The 23,797-nt window shown below is 62.6% G+C and carries 24 protein-coding genes; 16 read left to right on the top strand and 8 right to left on the bottom strand.

Annotation, left to right across the window (positions count from 1 at the left end):
• Positions 1–52 precede the first annotated feature (52 nt).
• Positions 53–1,159 (bottom strand): Gfo/Idh/MocA family oxidoreductase, encoded by a 1,107-nt coding sequence (locus tag Q1A89_RS10715; protein WP_299727432.1) that lies wholly within the window; start codon positions 1,157–1,159, stop codon positions 53–55.
• Between the two features lie 12 nt (positions 1,160–1,171).
• Positions 1,172–1,870, bottom strand: a complete 699-nt coding sequence (locus tag Q1A89_RS10710) for a GntR family transcriptional regulator (RefSeq protein ID WP_299727429.1) — start codon at positions 1,868–1,870, stop codon at positions 1,172–1,174.
• Between the two features lie 133 nt (positions 1,871–2,003).
• On the opposite strand from Q1A89_RS10710, the gene Q1A89_RS10705 reads away from it, so the two are divergent.
• The 7 genes from Q1A89_RS10705 (at position 2,004) to Q1A89_RS10675 (ending at position 8,371) form a co-directional block, all read left to right on the top strand.
• Positions 2,004–3,158, top strand: coding sequence for an LLM class flavin-dependent oxidoreductase (locus Q1A89_RS10705; RefSeq protein ID WP_299727426.1), 1,155 nt, complete (start codon positions 2,004–2,006; stop codon positions 3,156–3,158).
• Positions 3,158–4,048, top strand: a complete 891-nt coding sequence (locus Q1A89_RS10700) for an aldo/keto reductase (protein WP_299727423.1) — start codon at positions 3,158–3,160, stop codon at positions 4,046–4,048. Before Q1A89_RS10705 ends, Q1A89_RS10700 begins: the two co-directional genes overlap by 1 nt.
• Positions 4,045–4,560, top strand: a complete 516-nt coding sequence (locus Q1A89_RS10695; RefSeq protein ID WP_366524481.1) for a flavin reductase family protein — start codon at positions 4,045–4,047, stop codon at positions 4,558–4,560. The genes Q1A89_RS10700 and Q1A89_RS10695 overlap by 4 nt, the downstream gene beginning before the upstream one ends.
• Positions 4,561–4,686: 126 nt before the next feature.
• Positions 4,687–5,268, top strand: a complete 582-nt coding sequence (locus Q1A89_RS10690; protein WP_299727420.1) for a TRAP transporter small permease subunit — start codon at positions 4,687–4,689, stop codon at positions 5,266–5,268.
• Entirely contained in the window at positions 5,269–6,741 is a 1,473-nt protein-coding gene (locus Q1A89_RS10685) for a TRAP transporter large permease (RefSeq protein ID WP_299727417.1), read from the top strand.
• Between the two features lie 32 nt (positions 6,742–6,773).
• Positions 6,774–7,832 (top strand): TRAP transporter substrate-binding protein DctP, encoded by a 1,059-nt coding sequence (gene dctP, locus Q1A89_RS10680; RefSeq protein ID WP_299727414.1) that lies wholly within the window; start codon positions 6,774–6,776, stop codon positions 7,830–7,832.
• 122 nt (positions 7,833–7,954) lie between these two features.
• Positions 7,955–8,371 carry a VOC family protein gene (locus Q1A89_RS10675; RefSeq protein ID WP_299727411.1) on the top strand — a complete coding sequence of 139 codons (417 nt, stop codon included), beginning with the start codon at positions 7,955–7,957 and terminating at the stop codon, positions 8,369–8,371.
• Here the strand turns inward: Q1A89_RS10675 and Q1A89_RS10670 are convergent, their stop codons facing one another.
• Positions 8,372–11,128 (bottom strand): [protein-PII] uridylyltransferase, encoded by a 2,757-nt coding sequence (locus tag Q1A89_RS10670; protein ID WP_299729116.1) that lies wholly within the window; start codon positions 11,126–11,128, stop codon positions 8,372–8,374.
• A gap of 43 nt (positions 11,129–11,171) precedes the next feature.
• Positions 11,172–12,362, bottom strand: a complete 1,191-nt coding sequence (locus tag Q1A89_RS10665; RefSeq protein WP_299727409.1) for a penicillin-binding protein activator — start codon at positions 12,360–12,362, stop codon at positions 11,172–11,174.
• Between the two features lie 89 nt (positions 12,363–12,451).
• On the opposite strand from Q1A89_RS10665, the gene rsmI reads away from it, so the two are divergent.
• The 4 genes from rsmI (at position 12,452) to Q1A89_RS10645 (ending at position 15,706) form a co-directional block, all read left to right on the top strand.
• Positions 12,452–13,309 (top strand): 16S rRNA (cytidine(1402)-2'-O)-methyltransferase, encoded by an 858-nt coding sequence (rsmI, locus tag Q1A89_RS10660; protein WP_299727407.1) that lies wholly within the window; start codon positions 12,452–12,454, stop codon positions 13,307–13,309.
• A 14-nt stretch (positions 13,310–13,323) separates the two neighbouring features.
• Positions 13,324–13,746: a YraN family protein gene (locus Q1A89_RS10655; RefSeq protein ID WP_299727404.1), complete on the top strand. Its 423-nt coding sequence runs from the start codon at positions 13,324–13,326 to the stop codon at positions 13,744–13,746.
• Positions 13,747–13,856: 110 nt separating this feature from the next.
• Positions 13,857–14,792, top strand: a complete 936-nt coding sequence (gene gshB, locus Q1A89_RS10650; RefSeq protein ID WP_299727401.1) for a glutathione synthase — start codon at positions 13,857–13,859, stop codon at positions 14,790–14,792.
• A complete protein-coding gene (locus Q1A89_RS10645) occupies positions 14,789–15,706 on the top strand; it encodes an alpha/beta hydrolase (RefSeq protein ID WP_299727398.1) in 918 nt (305 codons plus the stop codon). Before gshB ends, Q1A89_RS10645 begins: the two co-directional genes overlap by 4 nt.
• Here the strand turns inward: Q1A89_RS10645 and Q1A89_RS10640 are convergent.
• The 4 genes from Q1A89_RS10640 to cobU form a co-directional block, all read right to left on the bottom strand.
• The gene (locus tag Q1A89_RS10640) at positions 15,676–17,187 is read right to left on the bottom strand and encodes a YifB family Mg chelatase-like AAA ATPase (protein ID WP_299727395.1); all 1,512 of its coding nucleotides are present in this window, start codon (positions 17,185–17,187) and stop codon (positions 15,676–15,678) included. The genes Q1A89_RS10645 and Q1A89_RS10640 overlap by 31 nt on opposite strands.
• 102 nt (positions 17,188–17,289) lie before the next feature.
• Positions 17,290–17,967 carry a glutathione S-transferase gene (locus Q1A89_RS10635; protein ID WP_299727392.1) on the bottom strand — a complete coding sequence of 226 codons (678 nt, stop codon included), beginning with the start codon at positions 17,965–17,967 and terminating at the stop codon, positions 17,290–17,292.
• A gap of 60 nt (positions 17,968–18,027) precedes the next feature.
• On the bottom strand, positions 18,028–18,600 hold the full coding sequence (locus Q1A89_RS10630) for a histidine phosphatase family protein (protein ID WP_299727390.1): 573 nt from the start codon (positions 18,598–18,600) through the stop codon (positions 18,028–18,030).
• Positions 18,597–19,118, bottom strand: coding sequence for a bifunctional adenosylcobinamide kinase/adenosylcobinamide-phosphate guanylyltransferase (gene cobU / locus Q1A89_RS10625; protein ID WP_299727387.1), 522 nt, complete (start codon positions 19,116–19,118; stop codon positions 18,597–18,599). The genes Q1A89_RS10630 and cobU overlap by 4 nt, the downstream gene beginning before the upstream one ends.
• Before the next feature lie 92 nt (positions 19,119–19,210).
• Between cobU and Q1A89_RS10620 the strand changes: the two genes are divergently transcribed.
• The 5 genes from Q1A89_RS10620 to moeB all read left to right on the top strand — a co-directional run bounded on the left by Q1A89_RS10620 (position 19,211) and on the right by moeB (position 23,788).
• Entirely contained in the window at positions 19,211–20,089 is an 879-nt protein-coding gene (locus Q1A89_RS10620) for an RNA polymerase factor sigma-32 (RefSeq protein ID WP_299727385.1), read from the top strand.
• A complete protein-coding gene (locus Q1A89_RS10615; protein WP_299727383.1) occupies positions 20,086–20,889 on the top strand; it encodes a ChaN family lipoprotein in 804 nt (267 codons plus the stop codon). Before Q1A89_RS10620 ends, Q1A89_RS10615 begins: the two co-directional genes overlap by 4 nt.
• Before the next feature lie 142 nt (positions 20,890–21,031).
• Positions 21,032–22,225, top strand: coding sequence for a bifunctional phosphopantothenoylcysteine decarboxylase/phosphopantothenate--cysteine ligase CoaBC (gene coaBC, locus Q1A89_RS10610; protein ID WP_299727381.1), 1,194 nt, complete (start codon positions 21,032–21,034; stop codon positions 22,223–22,225).
• A 46-nt stretch (positions 22,226–22,271) separates the two neighbouring features.
• Positions 22,272–22,733 (top strand): dUTP diphosphatase, encoded by a 462-nt coding sequence (gene dut / locus Q1A89_RS10605; RefSeq protein WP_299727379.1) that lies wholly within the window; start codon positions 22,272–22,274, stop codon positions 22,731–22,733.
• Positions 22,733–23,788 carry a molybdopterin-synthase adenylyltransferase MoeB gene (moeB, locus tag Q1A89_RS10600; protein ID WP_299727378.1) on the top strand — a complete coding sequence of 352 codons (1,056 nt, stop codon included), beginning with the start codon at positions 22,733–22,735 and terminating at the stop codon, positions 23,786–23,788. Before dut ends, moeB begins: the two co-directional genes overlap by 1 nt.
• Positions 23,789–23,797: the final 9 nt, after the last annotated feature.

The raw sequence follows: 23,797 nt of genomic DNA, 5'->3' as shown, positions 1-23,797 counted from the left end.
AGTGCGCGCACGTAATTGGCTGCGCGCATCGTCTATCGGGCGGTCGCCGCCACTACATCCACTTGCGCGGGTCCACCGCTGCGCCTGTGCGCGCGCTTTCCTGTGCGGCGATCCCCATCGCCACGGCGGCCCAGCCGTCGGTCAGGGACACTTCGGGTGTGTCCGTCTCGCCGCGCACAAGGGCGACAAAGCGTTGGTGCTGGAAGAAGGTCGAACCGTTGTGATCACCGGCCTGCAGCAGCATCGGGTCCACGGGGATTTCGTGCACCATCGGCCCTTGCGGTGCGCGCGGCGAAGTCACCAGCTTTGCCACCGGGGCCGGTCCCAGATGGGCGGGCCAGAACCGGCCCGGGCCGGGGACAAAGGCCTCGATCTTGCCCAGGGGGCCGACCGCCGACAGTTCCTCCTGATAGGCGGAGCCTTCGGCGAACATGCACAGTTCCAGCATCGCCCGCGTGCCATCGTCAAAATCCACGATGACATAGCCGCTGTCGATGATGTCGGGGATCTGCTCGTCATAGACCTCGTCCAGATGGTTCACCGCCTGCGCGGCCGAGGCCATGACCCGCACCGGATCGGCCCCCAATGCGTGGCGCATCAGGTCAAAGAAGTGACAGCATTTCTCGACAAAGGTGCCGCCGGTGTAGCGGTTGAAGCGGTTCCAGTCGCCGACCTTTTCCAGAAAGGGAAAGCGGTGTTCGCGGATCGACAGCTGCTTGATCCCGCCGGTTGCGGCCTCGGCATGGGCCAGAAAGCTCGTGATGACGGGCATGTAGCGGTATTCCATCGCGACCCAGACCGGTGCCGGGTAGCTGTCGCGAAAGGCGGCCAGTTTGGCCACGTCATCGGGATCGGTGAACAGCGGCTTTTCCACCAGCAGGGGCAGGGGACGGGTGGCGGCGATTTCGAGCACCTGTTCCACATGGCAATAGTTCGGGCTGACGATCACTACGCAATCAAGTGCTTCGACGGCGAGCAATTCGGCGACACTGCCCACGAGGCGGGCATTTGGCGCGATCTCGCGCGCCTTGGCGGCCATCTCGGCATCGGGTTCAAAGACCGCCGCGACATCCGTGTCGGGCAGCAGGGCGATGTTGCGCAGGTGTTCCTGCCCCATCATGCCGCATCCGATAATGCCGTATCTCACCATTTGTGCCATGACAGGCGTTCCTTATTTCAATCGTTGGACATAGACCGCGCGGGTCGGGTCAAACCATGTGCGCGAAAATTCGATGGGGACGGGGGTCGTTCCAGAAGGACTGGTGTCCGCCCAGCTGAGCCGTTCGATATAGCCGACCGTCTGGCCGGGGCGGGGGGCGTAGGCGTCGGGCGCCCAGTCGGGCACGGAACCGAGGCTGACCCGGTCTTCGGCCCGCTGAATCCACAGTCCCAGCACCGAGCGATAGGTGGCGTAAAGAGATTCGGACATCTTGTCGGGATCGATCAAACCGGCATCTGCATCCAGCCAGATTTCCTCGACTCCCATGATTGTGTCATTGAGCGAGCGCAGGCGGCGGATGCGAGTCGCGCGGCTCGACGTGCCGAATGCAGGCAGATCGGCGGGCTTGTCCATGTGATCCAGCGACAGGATCTGCGCGCGTGGCAGGCCGCCACCTTCCAGCAGTTCAAGCCGGAACATCGCATAGACCGTGCCGGTATCACCGCCCGCCCGCACATAGTTGCCCGAGCCCTGCACGCTTTCGATCAGGCCTTTTTCGCCCATATCCCGCAGGGCCTTGCGCAAGGTGCCGACGCTGACGCCCAGTTCGGCCGCCATCTCGCGTTCGGGGCGCAGCCGTTCACCGTCGATCAGCCGCCCCGACACGATATCGCGGGTCAGAAGCTCGGCGATCTGGACATAGATCGGCAACGCGTGAGGGGAGTTCTGGGGCTGTGACACGGCGGCGTCTGATCCGGGCAGATGAAAATTGATACACTATTGATCTACATCAATGACAGTGTTACGCAAGAGGCAAGTTACCAGATTCAAGGCGCTGCCCCACATGACCATCGTTCCTATCACCTCTCCTGACCTTGATGGCGCCGAAGTGTCATGGTTTTCGGCCCTTTGTTCGGACGATTACCAGTTTCTCGGGGTGCCGGATGGCGATCTGCGATCGAGCTGGGCGCATTGCTCGGACATCGTCAAAGAGGCCGAAGCGCAGGGCTTTCGCAACATCCTGTGCCCATCCTCCTATCAGGTGGGGCAGGACACGCTGTCGTTTGTTGCGGGCTGCGCGCCGATCACCGACAAGATCAACCTGCTGGCTGCTGTGCGCTGCGGCGAGGTGCAGCCCATCATGCTGGCGCGCACCATCGCCACACTCGATCACATGCTTGAGGGCCGGTTGACGGTCAACATCATCAGCTCGGACTTTCCCGGCGAAAAAGCCGAAAGTGATTACCGCTATCAGCGTTCGCGCGAGGTGGTCGAAATCCTGAAACAGGCGTGGACGCGGGACGAGATCAATTACGAGGGCGAGGTTTATAACTTTTCCGGTCTGACCACGGACCCGGTGCGTCCTTACCAGACAGGTGGCCCGCTGCTTTATTTCGGGGGCTATTCGCCGTCCGCGCTGGAGCTGTGCGGGCAACATTGCGACGTGTACCTGATGTGGCCCGAGCCGATGGAAAACCTCGCCGGGCGCATGCGCGATGTGAACGCGGTGGCCGAAAAGTACAACCGGACCCTCGATTACGGGCTGCGCGTGCACATGATCGTGCGCGACACCGAAGCAGAAGCGCGCGAATATGCCGATTACATCGTGTCCAAGCTGGACGACGAATATGGCCAGTTGATCCGCGACCGGGCGCTGGACAGCACGTCGTTGGGTGTGGCGCATCAGGCCAAGGCGCGCGAGCTGGCGGACAAGTTCGGCTATGTCGAGCCCAACCTCTGGACCGGGGTGGGCCGCGCGCGGTCGGGCTGTGGCGCTGCATTGGTCGGGTCGACCGATCAGGTCCTGTCCAAGATCGAAGAGTATCAAAAGATGGGCATCCGCGCCTTCATCTTTTCGGGCTATCCCCATATCGAGGAAGCCAAGCATTTCGGGTCGCGCGTCATGCCGCACTTGAAAACCTGCTCGCTGCCCCATGCTTATGGCCGGGTGCCCGCAAGCGCACCTGCCACACCCCTTGCCGCAGGAGAGCGCCGCTGATGGACCGCGTCCAACTATCCCCAAACCTGAACTTTTCCCGCATCGTCTATGGCATGTGGCGGATTGGCGATGACACCGACACCTCGACCTCCCATGTGCAGGCCAAGATCAACGCCTGCCTCGATCAGGGCATCACGACCTTTGACCAGGCGGATATCTATGGCGGCTATGTCGCCGAGGCGATTCTGGGTGAGGCGCTGAAGGCGGATACAGGTCTGCGCGCAAAGATGGAGATCGTGACCAAGTGTGACATCGTCGCCCCTGCGGGCCGCTATGCCGACGCGCCCGTCAAGTATTACGACACCTCCCGCGCCCACATCATGTCGAGCATTGAACATTCGCTGCGCGACATGGCGATTGATCACATTGATCTGCTGCTGATCCACCGCCCCGATCCGTTCATGGACCATCATGAAACCGGCGCGGCGCTGGACGAGGCCGTGGCAAGCGGCAAGGTCGGCGCGGTGGGTGTTTCGAATTTTCGCCCCTATGACTGGGACCTGCTGCAATCGGCGATGAAGACGTCGCTGGTCACCAACCAGATCGAGATTTCGCTGGGCGAGATCGGCCCCTTTTCCAACGGCGATCTGGCCTTTCACCAACGCCACGGCCATCACCTGATGGCGTGGTCGCCCCTTGGCGGTGGCGGGCTGATGTCGGGCAGTGACAAGCTGCACGCCGTCATGGACGAACTGGCCGCGGCCCATGGCGTGGATCGCGCCGCGATCGCAGTGGCCTTTCTGCTGGCGCATCCTGCAGGCATTCTGCCGGTGATGGGCACCAACAATCTGGACCGGATCAAGCGGATCAGCGATGCGTGTTCCGTATCGCTTGACCGACCCACATGGTTTCGCCTTTACGAGGCAGCCCTTGGACACGAGGTGGCATGATGACAATGCAAGACCCCAACCAACCCAAAGTGTTTTCTCCGGACGAAAACAGTGGCCGGCAGTTGCGTGACGCCTTTGGCAAGTTCGCAACCGGGATCACCGTGATCACCGCAGCCAGCGCGGATGGGCCTGTCGCCATCGTCGCCAACAGTTTTTCCTCTGTGTCGCTGGATCCGGCGCTGGTGTTGTGGTCGGTCGACCGCGCCGCGCGCCGCTTTCCCTATTTCGATGCGGCAAATCACTATGCGATCCACGTGCTGGCCGCTGAACAGCAGGACCTGTGCACACAGGTTGCCCGCAACGTTCACGCGCTGAACGACGTCCCCCACGAGATAAATGCCGACGGTGTTCCGCTGCTTGATCATTGCCTTGCACGGTTTGAATGTCGCAGGGTGGCCGCACATGATGCGGGCGATCACGTCATCGTCGTCGGTCAGGTGCAGCGCACCTCCATGCGCGACGGCGTGCCGCTCACATTCTTTGCCGGAGGTTTCGGCACGTTGCCGCGCTAAGGCGCGACAACCCACAAACAGACCCGCCGCAAAAGGCGGGCACACCAAGAAAACGCGCGGGAAAACCGCGCATCTTTGGCACCGACGGATTGAAACCGCCGGGCCACGACAAAAGGGAGGGCCCTCATGGGCTTACTACTGGCGGTGCTTGCACCGATGGGGGCCGTGATTGCGTTTGTCCTGAAGATCGGACGTGCAATCGGTATTGTCGCGATTGCCGTCATGGTGGTTGCCATTCTCATTCAGGTTGTTGCGCGATACGTGTTCAACAACGCCCTTCCCTGGCCGGACGAGGCCGCCCGGTTCTGCATGCTCTGGATGACGGGTCTGATGGCCCCGACCGCGTTTCGGCGGGGCGGCTTTGTCGCGCTCGACATGATTTCGGGGCTGATGTCCGAGCGGGTCGCGGCGGTGTTGTCGCTGGTCCTGCTGGTGATTTCGGGCCTGATCCTGTTTGTCGCCGTGCAGATCGGGTGGAGCGAGGTCACCGGGTTCGGCGGCCGCTTTGCCACCGCGTCTCTTTACATCCCCACCTTTGACGGTTGGTTCCGTATCCCGCGCAGCTGGATGATGCTGTCGCTGCTGGTTGGCGTGATCCTGCTTTTGGTGGTCAATGTCGAACTGATCCTGCGCAGCCTTGTGCGGATGCTGGGCGGCGGAGATCGACTGCCCGAGATTGACATGGGCGATATGGCGGGGGCTGAATAAATGCTGATCTGGTTTCTTCCGCTTTTCCTGCTGTTCCTTCTGATTGGCCTGCCGGTGTTCTTTGGCCTTCTGGCCGCGCCCGGTCTGCTTTTGTGGCTGAACGGTCAGGAAAAAGACCTCACCCTGCTTTACCGCAATGTTTACAACGGCATGGACAGCTTTCCGCTGATGGCTATCCCGTTCTTCATGCTGGCGGGCGAGATGATGAACAAGGGCGGGATCACGATCCGCCTTGTCCAATTCTCCCAAGCCTTGATGGGCCACCTGCGTGGTGGTCTTGCGCAGGTGAACATCCTGTCCTCGATCCTGTTTGCGGGGCTTTCGGGGTCTGCCGTGGCCGACACCTCGGCGCTGGGCTCGATGCTGATCCCTGCGATGGAGAAAGAGGGCTATACCCGCCGCTATGCCGCAGCGATCACCGCCGCGAGTTCGGTGATCGGGCCGATCATTCCGCCGAGCGGCATCATGATCATTTATGCCTACGTGATGGGCGAAAGCGTTGCGGCCCTGTTCCTTGCGGGCATCGTGCCGGGGGTTCTTGTGGGCGTCGGTCTGATGGTCATGGTGCGCCTGACGGCGGATCACTACAACCTGCCTGCCGCCAAGCGGGTCGAGTTTGACGGGGTCGAGCTGAAGCCGTTGGAGCAGTGGGTGTCCTTCATCCTCGTGCGGTTGAACCTTGGTGTGTTGATCTGGTCCATCGCGCCATTGCCTGACGGGTCGGCGGCGATGAACTGGGCGACATTGGCGGGTTCGATTGCGGCAGCCCATGCGCTGATGCTGGCGCTGCGCACTTTGGTGAGTTCGGAATTCCGCACCATCTGCAAACGCGCCATCGTGCCGTTGCAGACACCTGTGCTGATCCTTGGTGGTATCCTTGGCGGCGTGTTCACCCCGACAGAAGCGGCCGCCGTTGCTGTGGCCTACGCGGTGTTTGTCGCCTTTTTCGTGCTGCGCACCATGTCCCTGAAAGACCTGCCTGACATCCTGAGCCGGGCGGGCCTGACATCTGCCATCGTGCTTTTGCTGGTCGGGGCTGCTATGGCGTTCAAGACGGTTGTGTCGCTGTCCTACGCGCCGCAGATTCTGGCGGATTACATTCTGACGCTGTCGGAAAACCCGCTGATCCTGCTGTTCCTGATCAACCTGCTCTTGTTCATTGTGGGCATGTTCCTTGATGCGGGGCCGGCGATCATCATTCTGGGGCCGATCCTTGCGCCGATCTTTACCGATCTGGGTGTCGATCCGATCCACTTCGCCATCATCATGAGCGTCAACCTGACCGTCGGGCTGGCGACGCCGCCCATGGGGCTTGTGCTATTCGTGGCTGCTGCGGTCAGTCGGGAGAAGGTGGAAACCATTGCAAAGGCGATCTTGCCTTTCCTTGCGATCGAAATTGCTGTCATCTTTCTGATTACATACGTACCGGCCATATCCATGACCATTCCCCGCCTGACGGGGTTTGCAAACTAAACGATTGAGACATAACGGGAGGAACCAAATACATGCTCAATACAACCCTCAAAACCCTCATGGGCGCCGCGCTGGTCGCGGGCTCTGCCATGATGGCGACCGCGCAGGAATACACGATCCGCGCCACGGCCAACTCGAACGAGAACGACGAAGACTATGACGGTCTCGTGGTGTTCAAGAACTATGTCGAGGCGGCCAGCAACGGTGCCATCGCCGTAGAATTGTTCATCGGCACGCAGCTGTGCAGCAACGGTGCGGAGTGCCTTCAGGGTGTCGCGGATGGGTCTATCGACGTCTACATCTCCACCTCCGGCGGCGCGTCGGGCATCTTTCCTTACGTGCAGGTCCTCGATCTGCCCTACCTGATGGCGGATGACCGAATTGCCGAGCATGTGCTGTCGGGTGACTTCACCCGCACGCTGCGCGACATGGCGCTTGAGGATTCCGGTGATGCAATCCGTCTGATGACCGTGGGCAACACTGGTGGCTGGCGCAACTTTGCCAACACCAAACGCCGCGTGGCCGAGCCTGCGGACATGGATGGTCTGAAGATCCGTACCGTGGTTGCGGACCTGCCGCAGGAACTGGTCAAGGCGCTTGGTGCGTCCCCGACTCCGATCCCGTGGCCTGAGCTGTTCACCTCGTTCCAGACGGGCGTTGTTGAAGGCTCAAAGAACGGCATCACCGACATCATGGGCATGAAATTCCCTGATGCGGGTCTGCAATATGTCACTCTGGACGGCCATGCCTACATGGGTGCGCTGTGGTGGATGAGCAACCAGAACTTCATGGCGATGCCCGAGGACATGCGCCGCGTTGTGGTGGATGGGTTCTATGCCCTGCAACAGGCCACATTCGCCTCGCCCAAGCGCAAGTCGATCGCCGCCTACGAAGAGTTCGTGGCCGGTGGCGGTGACCTTTACGTGCCGACACCTGCGCAAAAGGCAGCCTTCGCCGAAGCGGCGACACCGGTCTATGACTGGTTCAAGGAAAACGTGGCCCGTGGCCCCGAAATCTTTGACGCACTGACAGCGGCTGTTGCTGCGGCCGAAGCGGATGTGAATGCCGCCCGCGACGCAGATCTGAACTAAAGCGGGGCGGGCGACACGCCCGCCTTACTGGAAAGGCCGCTCCGATCCGGGGCGGCCTTTTTCGTGTTCCGGGGTGGTGATAGGAGTGCGCCAAACCGCTGTCCGGAAAGGGAGCCTACCGCATGATTGCCTATGTCACCGTCGGTGTGGATGACATCGCCCGCGCCAAGCGGTTTTATTCGGCCTTCCTGCCCGCCCTTGGCTACGGGTTGGAGGAAGGGCTGGAGGGTCTGAGCTTTGCCCTGCCCGTGCCGCCGGGGCAGTCGCCCATCCATCCGGATTTCTACGTCAAGCCGACCTTTGATGGCCGCCCCGCATCAGCCGGGAACGGGACCATGGTGGCCTTTGAGGCCAAGAGCCAGCAGCAAGTGCGCGATTTGCATGCCGCAGCACTGGCGGCGGGTGGGTCTGATGAGGGGCAACCGGGCTTTCGCGCGTCTTATGGCCCCAATTTTTATGTCAGCTACTTGCGCGACCCGCAGGGCAACAAGATCGCTGTATTCTCAAGCGATCCGAATGAGCCGGGGCGCGACGGGTAGCTAGCCCCCGGCCCGCTCTGTCCCTTCGGCGATGGCGGCGCGCAGCTTTTTCTCAAGGCTCGCCTGCTTGCTTTCCGAGAAGTATTTCAGCCCGAACATGTCCTTGACGTAGAACGTGTCGACCACCTGTTCGCCATAGGTCGCGATCACTGCATTGGCGATGTAGACGTTGCTGGCCGCCAGCGTGCGCGTCAGATCGTGCAGCAGCCCGGCGCGGTCGCGGGTGTCGACCTCGATGATGGTGTAGATGTCCGAGCCATCGTTGTCGAAAGTGATGTGGGTCGGGACCTTGAACGCCTTTTCGCGTTTCTTGATCTTGTCGCGGTCGCGCATGGCCTCGCGAGTGATGACTTCGCCCGCCAGCGTGCGTTCGATCATCTTGCGCAGCCGGGGCAGGCGGGCGGGATCATAGGGGTTGCCGTCGGCGTCCTGCACCCAGAACGCATCGGTGATGAACCCGTCCTTGGTGGTGTAGCTGCGTGCATCGACCACATTGGCCCCGACCAGCGCCAGCGCCCCGGTGAGCCGGGCAAAGATGCCGTGGTGATCGGGCATGACAAAGCAGATGCGGGTGGCGTCGCGGTCCTCGTCCGGGTGCAGATCGATGCCGATCTTGTCCTCGTCCGTGTTGCGCAGCAGGTTGGCAAAGGCCACGTGGGCCGTCACATGCAACCCTTGCCAATAGGGTTCGTAATGACGCGCGGTTTCGATCTGCAGGTCCTTGCGGGGCCAGTCTGACAGCGCGTCGCGCAGTGCCTTCTTGGCCACTGTGCCGCGACCTTCGCGCGTCAGCGCCTCCATCCCGTCCTCGAGCGCCCGCTTGGTCTGACGGTAGAGCGCACGGATCAGCACCGCCTTCCAGTTGTTCCACACGTTGGGCCCGACGCCGCGAATGTCGCAGACCGTGAGCACACAGAGCAGGTCGAGCCGTTTGACTGTCTGCACCGCCTTGGCAAAGTCGCGCACGGTGCGCGGGTCGGCGATGTCGCGTTTCTGAGCCATGTCCGACATCAACAAATGATAGCGCACCAGCCACTCGATGGTGTCGACCTCGTCCTGTTTCAGACCAAGGCGCGGTGCGATTTTGCGCACCATTTGCGCGCCCAGAATGGCGTGATCCTCGGGGCGGCCCTTGCCGATGTCGTGCAGCAGCAGTGCCACATAGAGCACCTTGCGGTTCACCCCGCGTTTGAGGATCGACGAGGCGACGGGCAGGTCTTCGACCAGTTCGTTTTTCTCTATCATCGCCAGCTGCGCGATGCATTGGATCGTGTGTTCGTCCACCGTGTAGGAGTGGTACATATTGAACTGCATCATCGCCACGATGTGTTTGAATTCGGGGATGAAGGCGGCCAGCACGCCCAACTCGTTCATCCGCCTGAGCGCCCGTTCCGGGTTGCCGTGTTTCAGCAGCAGATCAACAAAGATGCGCTGGGCCTCGGGGGTGGTGCGCATCTCTTCGTCGATCAGCGACAGGTTGGATTTGATCAGCCGCATTGCGTCCGGGTGGATCAGCATGCCGGTGCGCAACGCCTCTTCGAAGATGCGCAGGAGGTTCAGTTTGTCCGCAAGAAAGGCGACGTCATCCGCGATGGCGATCCGGTTGTGGATCACTTCAAAGCCGGGTTTGATCCGGGGTTTGCGCTTGAACAGCCGTTCCAGCAGCGGTTCGTCCTTGAGGTGCACCGCCTCGAGCCCGGTGAGGAAGATGCGCGTCAGGTCGCCCACGTCGGTGGCCGCCAGAAAATAGGTCTGCATGAAGATTTCGACGCCGCGCCGCCCGGCCTTGTCCTGATATCCCATGGCCTCGGCCACGGCGACCTGCATGTCGAATGTCAGCTGTTCGGTGGGCCGCCCGGTCAGCAGATGCAGGTGGCAGCGCACGGCCCAGAGGAAATCCTCGGCCTTGACGAAAGAATGGAATTCTTCCTGCGTGAACAGACCCAGCGGCACCAGTTCGGCGGCGTCCTGCACCTTGTAGATATACTTGCCGATCCAGAACAGGGATTGCAGATCGCGCAAGCCCCCTTTGCCCTCTTTCACATTGGGCTCAACCACATAGCGTTGCCCCTGCCGCAGGTGGCGCGCATCGCGTTCGGCCAGCTTGGCACCGATGAACTCGCGTTCGGTTCCCTGAAACAGGTCGGCCCGCAGCCGGGTGTCGAGTGCGCTGGCGAGGTCCTGATCCCCCAGCAGGAACCGGTGTTCCAGCATCGCTGTGCGGATTGTGAAATCCTCGCCCCCCAGCCGGATGCAATCCTGCACCGTGCGGCTGGAATGGCCGACCTTCAGCTTGAGGTCCCAGAGCATGTAGAGGGTCGCCTCGATCACGCTTTCGGCCCATGGGGTGATCTTGTAAGGCGTCAGGAACAGCAGATCGACATCCGAAAAAGGGGCCATTTCGCCGCGCCCATAGCCGCCCACGGCTAGTAGGGCGATCCGTTCGCCCTTGGTCGGGTTCGGGTTGGGGTGCAGCAGGCGCTGGGCCGTGCGAAAGGCTGCATCCACAAGGCAATCGGTGAGATGGCAATAGGCTTGCGTGGTGGGGCGCGACTGATACGGGTCGGCGCGAAAGGCGTCCGCAATCCGGGCCCGCCCCTGTTTCTGGGCCGCCTTCAGGTGGTCCAACAGGCTTGTCCGCGCGCTCTTTTCCTTGTTCGCGATCGCTGCCTTGAGTGCTGCATCAAAGGCTGCGCCGTCAAAGATGTCGGGCGCAGCACAGATCAGGTTTGGCGCAGGCTTAACCGGCGTATCAATCGCAGGTTTGGTCACAGCGTACTCTTTTTGGGCGCGCGCCGGTTCAGAACCCGGACCCGCCAAAGCCGGAAGGTGCGGGGCTGATGATCGCGACCTGGTTGTTGCGCACTGTGGCGACGGCCAGACCCCGTTCGTTGGTGCCATCCCCGCGCAGACGGAAGATGCCCGATGCGCCCTGGAACCCCGACCCTTGGGTCAGCGCAGAGCGCGACAGCGCATTGGAATTGCCACGGCTGACAAGGGCCCCGATCGCGGCGATCCCGTCAAAGGCCAGCCCGGCCAGCGGGTGTGGCGCACTGCCATAGGCCGCCTGGTACTGGCTGTTGAAGGCCGCACTGCGGTTCGGGTCAGGCAGGGTGAACCAGCCCCCTTGCACGCCCGGCAGGTCCAGCGTTTGTGACGGAACATCCCAACGTGTCAGACCGATATACTGGGTGGCGGTTGTCGACACACCCGCCTCGGGCAACAGCTGGGTCAACAGCGGCAAGCCCGCGGATGGGGCGGCGGTCAGGAACACGCTGTCCGCCCCGGAATTGTCCACGGTTGCCTTGACCCGTGGTACGGCCGCGATCAGGCCCTGTTGCGACAGGGGATAGTCGACTGTCCCGGCGAGCGAGGCGCCATTGCGCGCGATGGCCTGACTGATGGCGTTGCGCCCCAACTGCCCGGCCACGTCGTCGGCATGCACCACAACTATCCGTTTGCGCCCTTGTGAGGTTGCGTAGCTGACCAGCCGGTTGGCCGTGTTGTCAAAGGTCGCCCCCAGCACAAAGACATTGCCGCCCGCGATGGTGGGGTTGTTGGAAAAGGCCAGCACGTTGATCCCGGCAGAGGCCGCCGCAACGCCCGCTGCGTTGGCCGCTTCGGCGTAAAGCGGGCCGATGATGATCTGCGCGCCGTCATTGATTGCGGATGCCGCTTGACTCGCTGCTGTTTGCGCGTTTCCGGCTGTGCCATAGACCCGCAGGTCGATTTCGACGCCGTTGAGGCTGCGCATCGCAAGCCGCGCGGCGTTTTCGAGGTTTTGGGCCAGAAGGTCGTCGCTGGCCTGCCCTGACCCGCGCGGGACAAGCAGGGCGACGGGCACGGGCTTGGTGGCGTCGATGGCGGGCCCGCCGCCTCCACCGGTCAAACCACTGATGGCCGCGGGGTCGCAGGCCGCCAAGGCAAGGGCGGCGAATGGCAGGATGGCGCGGCGTGCTGCCTTGCGCAGAGACCTGAAAAACGCAAACATGATAACTCTCTCCCAGCTGTCCCGGGCGGTGCACTTTTGGCCCGCTCCATTTGGGCGGATCATAAACGTACAAAAAGGCGGGTCCAGCGTTGAATCATATCAAGGTCGTTCTGAGCGGCGGACTGTGGTTTGTCGGGGTGCCCATCGGGACGGCGCGCGACATTACGCTCAGGGCGCTGGATGTGCTGGCGTCGGCCGATGTGCTGGTGGCCGAAGACACGCGATCCCTGCGCAAATTGATGGACATTCACGGCGTGCCGCTTGGAGAGCGATGGATCGAAGCGTTGCATGATCACACAAAAGGCAACCTTGTGGCGCGTTTGGTGGCGCGTGCGCGGGCGGGAGAAAGCGTGGCCTATGCATCCGAAGCCGGGATGCCGCTGATCGCGGATCCGGGGTTTGAACTGGCGCGCGCTGCGCGTGAAGCCGGGGTCGCGGTGACCTGCGCGCCGGGCCCATCCGCGGTTCTGACGGCTTTGGTCGTGGGCGGGCAGGGGACGGATGCCTTTCACTTTGCCGGGTTCCTGCCAGCGAGCCGCAGCGCGCGCAAGGCCGCGCTCGCCGACTTGATGGGCGTGAAGGCAACGTTGGTGTTGTATGAATCGCCCAAGCGGTTGGGCGCGTTGCTGGGGGACGCAGCGGCTGTTTTTGGCGCGGACAGACCGGCAAGCGTGTGCCGCGAGCTGACCAAGAAATTCGAGGAAACCCGGCAGGGCACGCTGGGCGAACTGGCGGATCACTATGCGTCGGCGAGCGTCAAGGGCGAGATCGTTGTCCTGATCGGGCGCGGTGAAGCGGTGGCTGTTAATGAAAAAGACATCGAATCGGCCCTAGAGTCAGCACTGCGGGATATGTCTGTGAAGGATGCGGCGGCTTTTGTTGCCGAAACTCTGGGTGTGCCCAAACGACAAGTCTATCAGCAGGCGCTTGCCCTCGCCCGCGACTGAACAAGGATAACATCATGACCTATGCACCTGCTGCCCGCGATTTTGAAACCGGGTGCGCTGTTGCGCTGGATCGTGAAAACCGGGGGCGCATGTCGTATCTGGCCGGGCTGGCCGCCGAGGACGCTGTGGCAGCCGATTATCGTGCACGCGGTTATGCCCTTCTGGACATGCGCTGGCGCGGCAAGCGCGGCGAGATTGATCTGATTTTTGCGGATGGTCCCGGCGTCGTGTTGGTCGAGGTGAAGAAAAGTCGCAGTTTTGAGGCGGCAATGTCGCATATCACCCCGGCGCAGGTGCGCCGCCTGTTCGCCACTGCAGATGAATATGTCGGCACCCGCCCGATGGGCAACCTGACGGATATCCGCTTTGACGTGGCACTGATGGATCAGCACGGTCAGGTGTCGGTCCTTGAGAACGCGTTTTGCGGCTGGGTCTGACCGGCTAGGTCAGCCCTTGCACGTGCCAGTGCGCATTTGCGCACCCCTTCGCCATTGCACAGGCCGCATCGCTACGCCATCTAGGGCAGGTCATATGCCGGAGATGCGCCATGAAGATCGCCTTTCAGATGGACCCGATCGGGGACGTTGATATCAATGCTGACAGCAGCTTTCGTCTTGCCGAAGAGGCCCAGGCGCGCGGGCACAGCCTGTTTTTCTACTCTCCCGATCAACTGGCCTATCAGCAGGGCCGCATCACCGCGCGCGGTCAGGATTTCACGGTCCAGCGCGTGCAAGGCGAACATGCGCAGCTGTCGGAAATGCGCGAGGTTGATCTGACCGATTTCGACGTTGTCTGGCTGCGCCAGGACCCACCCTTTGACATGCACTACATCACATCGACCCACTTGCTCGACCGGTTGAAAGGCCATGCTTTGGTCGTCAACGACCCGTTCTGGGTCCGCAACTATCCCGAAAAGCTGTTGGTGCTGGATTTTCCCGATCTCACGCCCCCCACAACCATCGCCCGCGATCTGGACACCATCAAGGCCTTCAAGGCCGAGCATGGCGACGTCATCCTCAAGCCCCTTTACGGCAATGGCGGGGCGGGAGTGTTCCGTCTGGATGCCAACGACCGCAACCTGTCTTCGCTGCACGAATTGTTCACGGGCTTCAGCCGCGAGCCGCTGATCGTGCAGAAATTCCTGCCGGACGTCAGCAATGGCGACAAGCGTGTGATCCTTGTAGACGGCGCCGCCGTTGGGGCCATCAACCGTATCCCGGCCGCCGGAGAGACCCGCTCGAACATGCATGTCGGCGGCCGTCCGGAAAAGATTGGCCTGGCCGAGCGTGATCTGGAAATCTGTGCCCGAATTGGTCCGTTGTTGAAAGAGCGCGGTCAGGTCTTTGTCGGGATCGACGTGATTGGCGATTACCTGACCGAGATCAATGTGACCTCGCCCACCGGCATTCAGGAGCTTGAGCGCTTTGACGGTGTCAACATCGCCGAAAAGATCTGGGAGGCGATCGAGGCCAAGTGCGCATGAGCCTGCGCGCCCGGATTTTGAACGGCTGGTTGCGCTGGACGGAAAAGACGTTTCTGGCCCGTGCCAGTGATCCTGCTGCGCTGCGCCGCAGTCTGGAGTTCAAGGCGCGCCTGTTTTTCCACGCCCCCGTCGGCATGGCACAGGTCTGGCGCGATCTGGCCGGTGCGCCTGCGCTGCGCATTGCCCCAAATGCCGGTGCTGGCCCTTGCCATATCCTGTATCTGCACGGCGGCGGGCATGTGTTTGGCAGTCCGCGCACGCATGCCGCGATGCTGGCCACGCTGGCCAAGCGTGTGGGCGCCACCGCCGTTCTGCCCCGTTATCCTCTGTCGCCCGAGGCGGTGTTTCCGCAATCACTGGACCACAGTGTTGCCGCCTATCTTGCCCTGCTGGATGAGGGCGTGGCGCCCGGTGACGTGGTGATCGGTGGGGACAGCGCGGGGGGAAACCTTGCCTTGGCGGTGTTGGCCGACGTGCTGGAGCGGGGCCTGCCCAAGCCTGCAGGTGTGTTTTGTCTGTCGCCGTTGACCGATTTGACCGCATCGGGGGACAGCTTTGTCACCAATGCAGATGCGGACGTGGTGTTGCCCGCCTCGCGCATGAGCGAGATGAAAGAGATGTATTTGCGCGGCCATCCGGCGGACGATCCGCGTGCCAGCCCGCTGTTTGCGGCCTATGCGGGTGCGCCGCCCGTGTGGCTTGCGGTTGGTGACACGGAAATCCTGTTAGATGACACGCGCCGCCTTGCCGAGCGCTTGACGGCGCATGGTGTGGCTGTTGATCTGAGTGTCGAGCGTGACCTGCCCCATGTCTGGCCGCTGTTTCACAACCTGATCCCAGAGGCCAAGGCGACGCTGGATCAGCTTGCGGCCTGGATCGCGGCTCAGACCGCGGCCAATGTGCCGACGCGGTAGCTGACTGCCTCTGCCACGTGGGATTTGCGCACTCCGTCTGAACCGTCGAGATCGGCGATGGTGCGCGCCACCCGCAGGACCCGGTGATACCCGCGCGCGGAGAGGCCGAACCGGTCGGCCACGCGGGTGAGCAGGGTGCGTCCTTCCTCATCCGGTGCCGCCATTTCGTCCAGGGCACCGCCTGTGAGGTCGGCATTGCAGCGCAGGGCCGAGCCGTCAAACCTTGCGATCTGGACTTGGCGCGCCGTTGCGACGCGGGCGGCAACCTCGGCTGAGCTGTCGCCGGAACTGGGCAGATCGAGGTCGGTATAGCTGACGGGTGGGACATCTACGCGCAGATCGAAGCGGTCCATCAGCGGCCCAGAAATCCGTCCCATGTAGTCGTCTCCGCAAGCCGGGGCCCGTCCGCAGGCCCGAGCGGGTTCGGAGAGGTATCCGCATTTGCAGGGGTTGGCCGCCGCCACCAGCATGAAGCGGCAGGGGTATTTCACATGGTTGTTGGCGCGTGCGATCATCACTTCGCCTGTTTCGATGGGCTGGCGCAGGGTTTCGAGCACGGTGCGCGGGAATTCGGGGAACTCGTCCATGAACAGCACGCCGTTGTGAGCGAGGGAGACTTCGCCCGGTTTCGCGCCGCGCCCGCCGCCGATGATCGCGGCCATCGAGGCCGTGTGGTGGGGTTCGCGAAAGGGGCGGTCCATGGAAATTCCGCCCGCATCGAGCAGTCCGGCGAGTGAGTGGATCATCGAGGTTTCCAGCGCTTCCATCGCGGAAAGCGGCGGCAGGATGCCGGGCAGGCGTGCGGCCAGCATGGATTTGCCCGAGCCTGGCGTGCCGACCATCAGGAGGTGATGGCGCCCGGCGGCGGCCACTTCGAGCGCACGTTTGGCGCGTTCCTGTCCCTTGACGTCGCGCAGGTCAGGCAGGCCGGTGCCGTTGGCGATGTGCCCGGCCTTGGCTGGTTCGAGCGGGACCTGACCGGTGTAGTGGCGCACGACATCCGCCAGTGTGGCTGCCGCGATGACGCGGGTGGCATCGACCCAAGCGGCCTCTGATCCCGACCCGGCGGGGCAGAGCAAGCCGCGATCCTGTTCTGCGGCCGCCATGGCGGCGGGCAGTGCGCCGAGCACGGGCACAAGCGTGCCGTCCAGGGACAATTCGCCCAAGGCCACCGTCCCTTCGACCGCATCGGCGGGCAGGATGCCGAGGCTGGCGAGCAGAGACAGCGCGATGGGCAGGTCGAAATGGGAGCCTTCCTTGGGCAGGTCTGCCGGCGAGAGGTTGATCGTGATCCGCTTGGACGGCAGAGCAATGGACATGGCCGTGAGGGCTGCGCGCACCCGCTCGCGGGCTTCGGATACGGCCTTGTCCGGCAGGCCGACGATGGAAAAGGCAGGCAGGCCGGGCGTCATGGCGCATTGCACCTCGACCTCGCGGGCCTCGACCCCCTGAAATGCCACTGAATAGGCCCGCGTCACCATGGATTACCCCCGTTCGAACAGGGTTAATGGCTAGTCGGGCTTGGTTTATGATTGGTTAACGCGTGTGGAAAGGGCGCATGCATATTTGTGGAACAATGAAGGTCAAGTTGGCCAATCTGCTGTTGGCACGCCCATGTCGTAAGGAAAGGGGTCGTAGGTGATCTTTTGTCCTTCGGCCCGCCAAGCCTTGAAGGCGCGATCGTTGATCGTGGTTGCGCAATAGGCCCGCGCCGCGTCGCTGACCGGCAGGTCATAGCCGATGATCCGGGCGCAGACCGGGGCATAGAACGTGTCAGCGAGGGAGTGTGCTCCGAACAGCCACGGGCCGTCTGATTTGAATGCTGCTGCGTGGGTCCAGAGCGTTTCGATCCGTGCAAGATCCGCGCGGACGGCGTCGGAGGCTGGAAAGCCCACATTGATGTGCTGCAACTGCATCGGGCACTCGCCTCTGAGGGCTGAGAAACCGCTGGCCATTTCAGCGCAGATCCACCGCGCTGTGGCCCGCGCGCCTGCATCCGTTGGCCACATGCCGCGATCCGGGAACGCCTCTGCCAGTGTTTCGGCCATGGCCATGGATTCGCCCACCACGGTGCCCTCCGGGGTCCTCATCGCCGGGACCAGCCGTGCGGGTGCCAGCGGGGCGAGGTCATCGGCCATGGTGCCGGAATAGAGCCCGACCAGATGGGTGCGGTGGGGGATGTTGAATTTCTCCATCATCAGCCAGCCGCGCAGGGACCAGCTCGAGAAGGTGCGATCGCCGATATAGAGGTCATATGTCATGGGTCGGACGCTATGCGTTGCAGAGCCGTTTTGACCAACGCTGATTTGTGGCACGGGCCATCACGGACAGTGATTGATATGTGTTGCCTTGCCCTTGCCGGGCAGCAGAGTGGTCACGGACAGGTTGTCGATCTTTTGCGCCAGCACGTCCTTGGCTGATATGCCTAGCACCGCCTGCACCTGTGTCAGGATAACGCCGAAATGGGCAACGGCGATGATATGCGCCTTTGGATAGGCCGCCTCGACCCGGCGCACGGCCGTGGCCACGCGGGCGGCCGAGGCGTTCCAGCTTTCACCGCCGGGCGGGGTGTGATCGCCGGGGTCCTCCCAATAGGCGCGGCTGAGGTCGGGGTGCCAGTCGGAGACGGTGGCAAATCCGACCCCGTCCCAGGTGCCGAAGTGGAATTCGCGCAGGGCCGGATCATGGGGCAGGCGGGTGCGGTTGCCCTGGATGGCCGATGCAGTGTCGACCGATCGTGTGAGGTCCGATGAGATGACAAGTGCGGTATGCGGCAAGTGCGCGCTGAGACGCTCCAGCGCCGCGTTGTCGGACAGATCGGCAGGGGCGTCGCGCCAGCCGGTAAAGCTTTTTTGATGGGTGGGGCCGTGGCGTACCCAGTGCCAGGTTGTCATAGCGGGTCGCCCTTGAGCGTGCGCGAGAGCCCGGCGACCACGTGCAGGACACGGTCGGCCTGTGCTGCGAGCGCGATGTTGAGCCGCCCTTGCGCCTCCCGAAATTGACGGGTGAGTGCGTTGTCCGGCACGATGCCTTGCCCGACCTCGTTTGAGACGACGACCAAAGGGGCAGTGCAGGCGGCAAGCGCTGTGAGCAGCGTGTTTTGCGCGGCCCCGAGATCGCGCTCGTCCAGCATGGTGTTGGTCAGCCACATGGTTGCACAATCCAAGAGCACCGCCTGATCGGGTGTTGCCTGAGCCAGCGGCGTGGCAATGTCGGTTTCGGCATTGATCGTGATCCAGTCGGGCCCGCGCCGGGCGCGGTGCGCGTCGACCTTGGTTTGAATCTCATCATCCCAAATGCGCGCTGTTGCCAGATACACAGGTGTTAACCCGCTGTTAATTATTATATTTTCTGCTATTTGCGATTTTCCGGACGCGGCACCGCCTAGCACGAAGGTCAGGGAAGGCAACATTTTTGACCTCATGAGTGAACCAATAGGCGATCACGTGCGTAATCATATCAAGTGCGCAAAACAAGCATAACATCCACAGGGGGATGATTGAGATGCCATTGGACACTGCCAGAGACTTTTCGTTGTCGCGAACAGCGATGAAAGCCGAACTGCTGGATGCCGAAACCGAATTGCGCCTTGCCTATGCCTGGCGTGACGACCGGGACGAAGCCGCCCTGCACCGCCTGATCACTGCCTATATGCGTCTGGCCATTTCGATGGCATCGAAATTCAAACGCTATGGCGCGCCCATGAACGACCTGATTCAGGAAGCAGGTCTGGGGCTGATGAAGGCAGCAGACAAGTTCGACCCCGACCGGGGCGTGCGTTTTTCCACATATGCCGTCTGGTGGATCAAGGCGTCCATCCAGGACTATGTGATGCGCAACTGGTCGATGGTGCGGACCGGGTCGACCTCGTCCCAAAAGTCCCTGTTTTTCAACATGCGCCGGGTGCAGGCCCGCCTTGAGCGTGAAAGTGCCGCCGCTGGCGAGGTGCTGGACAAGCACCAGATGCGCCAGATGATCTCGACCGAGATTGGCGTGCCCCTGCACGATGTCGAGATGATGGAGGGGCGCCTTTCGGGCTCTGACTATTCGCTCAACGCAACCCAATCGGTCGAAGATGAGGGCCGCGAGTGGATCGATGCCCTGGTCGATGAAAGCGCGCAGGCCGAAGAGATGGTGGAGCACAGCCACGACACCGAACAGCTGCGTGCGTGGTTGTTGTCAGCGCTCAATTCCCTGAACGAGCGTGAACGCTTCATCGTGCGCGAGCGCAAGCTGCGTGATCAGCCCCGCACTCTGGAAAGCCTCGGCGAAGAGTTGAACCTGTCCAAGGAGCGCGTCCGCCAATTGGAGGCCGCCGCATTTGGCAAGATGCGCAAGTCGCTGGAAAACCAGAGCCGAGAGGTGCATCACTTCCTCGTATGAGCAGGTTGTTTCACAGCGGAATTTTGAGCGCGGGTGCCCTGATTGCATCCGCGTTTGTCGTTTATGCCTCTGTACTGTGGTCGGAGATTGACGGGGATGTGGTGATCATTGGGGAGTTTCACGACAACCCGCGCCATCATCACGTGCAGGCGGACGCTCTTGAGCAGATCGCGCCAAAGGCTGTCGTCTTTGAAATGCTGACGCCCGACGAGGCGACACAGCTTGCAAATGTGTCGCGCGATCCTGCCGCGATGGAGGCTGCGAGTGCGGGCTTTCACTGGACCAACATCGCCGACTATGCGGGTGTTCTGTCGCGCAGTACGATGATCATCGGCGCGGCCCTGCCCCGTGCGGACATGCGCGGCGCGTTTGGCGAGGGAGCGGCGGCGGTCTTTGGCCCTGATGCCGCGCGCTATGGCCTGACCGAACCTGTGCCGGAGGCGCAGCAGACGGCGCGCGAAGCGTTGCAATTCGAGGCTCATTGCGCCGCCATGCCGCTCGAGATGATGGGCGGGATGGTGGAGGCGCAACGCCTGCGCGACGCCGCCTTTGCCCGCACTGTGATCGTAGCCGTCGATACCTATGGCACCCCGGTTGTTCTCATCACCGGCAACGGTCATGCGCGCACCGATTGGGGTGTGCCGACCTATCTGGCCCGCGTGCGCCCCGACCTTGATGTGGTGGCGATCGGACAGGGCGAGGCAGGGGCCGCGCCTGCGGGTCAATTCGATATCCAGATCAATGACGCCCCGCGCCCCGACCGGGCAGACCCTTGCACGGCCTTGCAGACTGCAGACTGACCCGTCCCCTTCTCTGTTTTGAAAAAATCCCGGGGGAGCGCGCGTCAGCGCGTGGGGGCTGGCCCCGGATGCGGATGGGCTGGCCCTTGGCGGTGCATCGCCGTAAGGTCGCAGCGATAAAGCTTGGCGGGACATGAAAACCATGCTGCAAGACAAACGCATATTGCTGATCCTGACGGGGGGGATCGCGGCCTATAAGGGGCTCGACCTGATCCGGCGTTTGCGCGAACGCGGTGCGGCGGTGACCCCCGTTCTGACCCGCGCCGCCGAACAGTTTGTGACGCCCCTGTCGGTGTCGGCGCTTGCCGGGGAAAAGGTCTATCGCGACCTGTTTGATCTGACGGATGAGGCCGAGATGGGTCATATCCAGCTGTCCCGCTCAGCCGATCTGATCCTTGTGGCTCCGGCCACGGCGGACATCATGGCCAAGATGGCGCAAGGGCGCGCGGATGATCTGGCCTCGACCCTATTGCTGGCCACCGATACGCCGGTGATGGTGGCGCCAGCGATGAATGTCCGTATGTGGGATCATCCCGCGACCCAGCGCAATCTGGCGCAGATCGTGGCCGATGGCGTCAGCATCGTCGGCCCCAACAAGGGCGACATGGCCTGCGGAGAATATGGGCCCGGGCGCATGTCCGAACCACTTGAAATCATCGCCGCTGTCGAGGCGCATTTTGGCCCCCGCCCCTTGTCGGGCAAGCGGGTACTGGTGACCTCGGGACCCACGCATGAACCTATCGATCCGGTCCGCTATATCGCCAACCGCTCGTCCGGGGCGCAAGGCGCGGCACTGGGGCGGGCCTTGCTGGATCTGGGGGCCGAGGTGATCTTTGTCACGGGCCCTGCGGATGTGGCGCCGCCTGTGGGCGCGCAGGTCGTGGCCGTTGAGACCGCACAAGGGATGAAAGAGGCCGTGAGCGCGGCGCTGCCGGTGGATGCCGCTGTCTTTGCCGCCGCCGTGGCCGATTGGCGGGTCGAGGGCGCAAGCGATAAAAAGCTCAAGAAAGTGGCGGGCAACATGCCCGCCTTACAGTTCGCGGAAAACCCCGACATTCTGGCCGAGGTCGCGCAGATGGGCACGGGCCGCCCGGGCCTTGTGGTCGGATTTGCCGCTGAAACCAATGATGTCGTGGACAACGCAACGGCCAAGCGGGCGCGCAAGGGCTGTGACTGGATCGTGGCCAATGATGTGTCCCCCGAAACGGGCATCATGGGCGGGTCGGAAAACGCGGTGATCCTGATTTCGGATGCGGGGGCCGAGACTTGGCCGCGCATGTCCAAACAGGACGTCGCCACGAAACTGGCGCAGCGCATCGCGGACGCGCTGGCCTGATCATCTCTCGTCGCGGCGGGATTTGAGGGTATTTGGCAGGGTGAAAATGGATTCGGTTGCTTTGAAACTGATGCGGGTTGCGGGGTCGGATGCGTCGATCCCCCTGCCTGCCTATGAAACCCCCGGTGCTGCGGGGGCGGATATGCGTGCGAATTTCCCCGATGGCCGGGCCGTTGTGATTGCGCCGGGCGCGCGAGCGCTGATCCCGACGGGGCTCGCCATGGCCATTCCGCATGGGTTCGAGGTGCAGGTGCGCCCGCGTTCTGGCCTTGCGCTGAAACACGGGATCGCGCTGGTCAACAGCCCCGGCACCATTGACAGCGACTATCGCGGCGAGGTGGGGGTGATCGTGCTGAACACTTCTGACGCAGCCTTCGAAGTCACCCATGGCATGCGCATCGCGCAGATGGTGCTGGCCCCGGTCGTGCAGGCCTCCTTTGTCGAGGTGGACGGCCTTGAAGACACCGACCGCGGCACGGGCGGGTTCGGCTCGACGGGGCGCGGCTGATGGTTCTGGTTCTTGGTCTGGCGGCTGTACTTTGGGGCGCGGGGGCGATAATGAAGGTGCCCACCCGCGCGCGCTGGAACATGATCGGCCTTTTGTATGTGGTTGTCCTTGCCCTGCAGGTGGCTTTGCCGGATGCGCATCCGGTGCGTCTGGCCACCGGGGAAAGCCCGGATTTCTGGCTGATTTTGGGAGGCTTTGCCGTTCTGGTCTACGCATATCGCCTGGTCCTGCGCCGCTTGCGCGCGCGCGTCGAGGCCGCAGAGGCCAAGGCTGAACCCAAACAGACAGGCGCGTTCACCGATACCGAATTGAACCGCTATGCCCGCCATATCGTGCTGCGTGAAGTGGGCGGAACGGGCCAGAAGGCACTCAAGGCCGCGCGCGTGCTTGTGGTCGGTGCCGGGGGGCTTGGCGCACCGGTGCTGCAATATCTGGCGGCAGCAGGTGTCGGGACCATTGGCGTGATCGACGATGATCTGGTTGAAAACGCAAACCTGCAGCGGCAGGTCATTCACACGGATGTGCAAATCGGCACGCCCAAGGTGTTTTCCGCGCATGCCGCCATGCAGGCCCAAAACCCCTTTGTCAAAGTGCGCCCCTATCACCGCTGCCTGACCCCGGACATCGTGGACGAGCTGTTTGCTGATTTCGATCTGGTGATCGACGGGACAGATAATTTCGACACCCGCTATCTGGTGAACGCGGCGGCGGTAAGGGCCGGGTTGCCGCTGATCTCCGGGGCACTCACGCAATGGGAAGGGCAAGTGAGCGTCTTTGATCCCGCCCGCGATGCGCCCTGTTATGCTTGCGTGTTCCCTGAGGCCCCGGCCCCCGAATTGGCCCCGTCCTGCGCCGAGGCGGGAGTGATTGGCCCGCTGCCCGGCGTGGTCGGGTCGATGATGGCGGTCGAGGCGATCAAATTAATCACCGGGGCGGGTGCACCTTTGCGCGGCGAGATGGTGATTTACGATGCACTTTACGGCGAAAGCCGCAAAATTGCGCTGAAGCGCCGACCCGATTGCACAACCTGTGGATCGGCGGTAGCGGCGGGCTGAACAGCGCCC

Origin of the sequence: uncultured Tateyamaria sp. (genome assembly GCF_947503045.1) — a bacterium.
Classification (GTDB): domain Bacteria; phylum Pseudomonadota; class Alphaproteobacteria; order Rhodobacterales; family Rhodobacteraceae; genus Tateyamaria.
The sequence above is the reverse complement of the archived record's forward strand: the minus strand, read 5'-3'. Positions and strand labels throughout refer to the sequence as shown.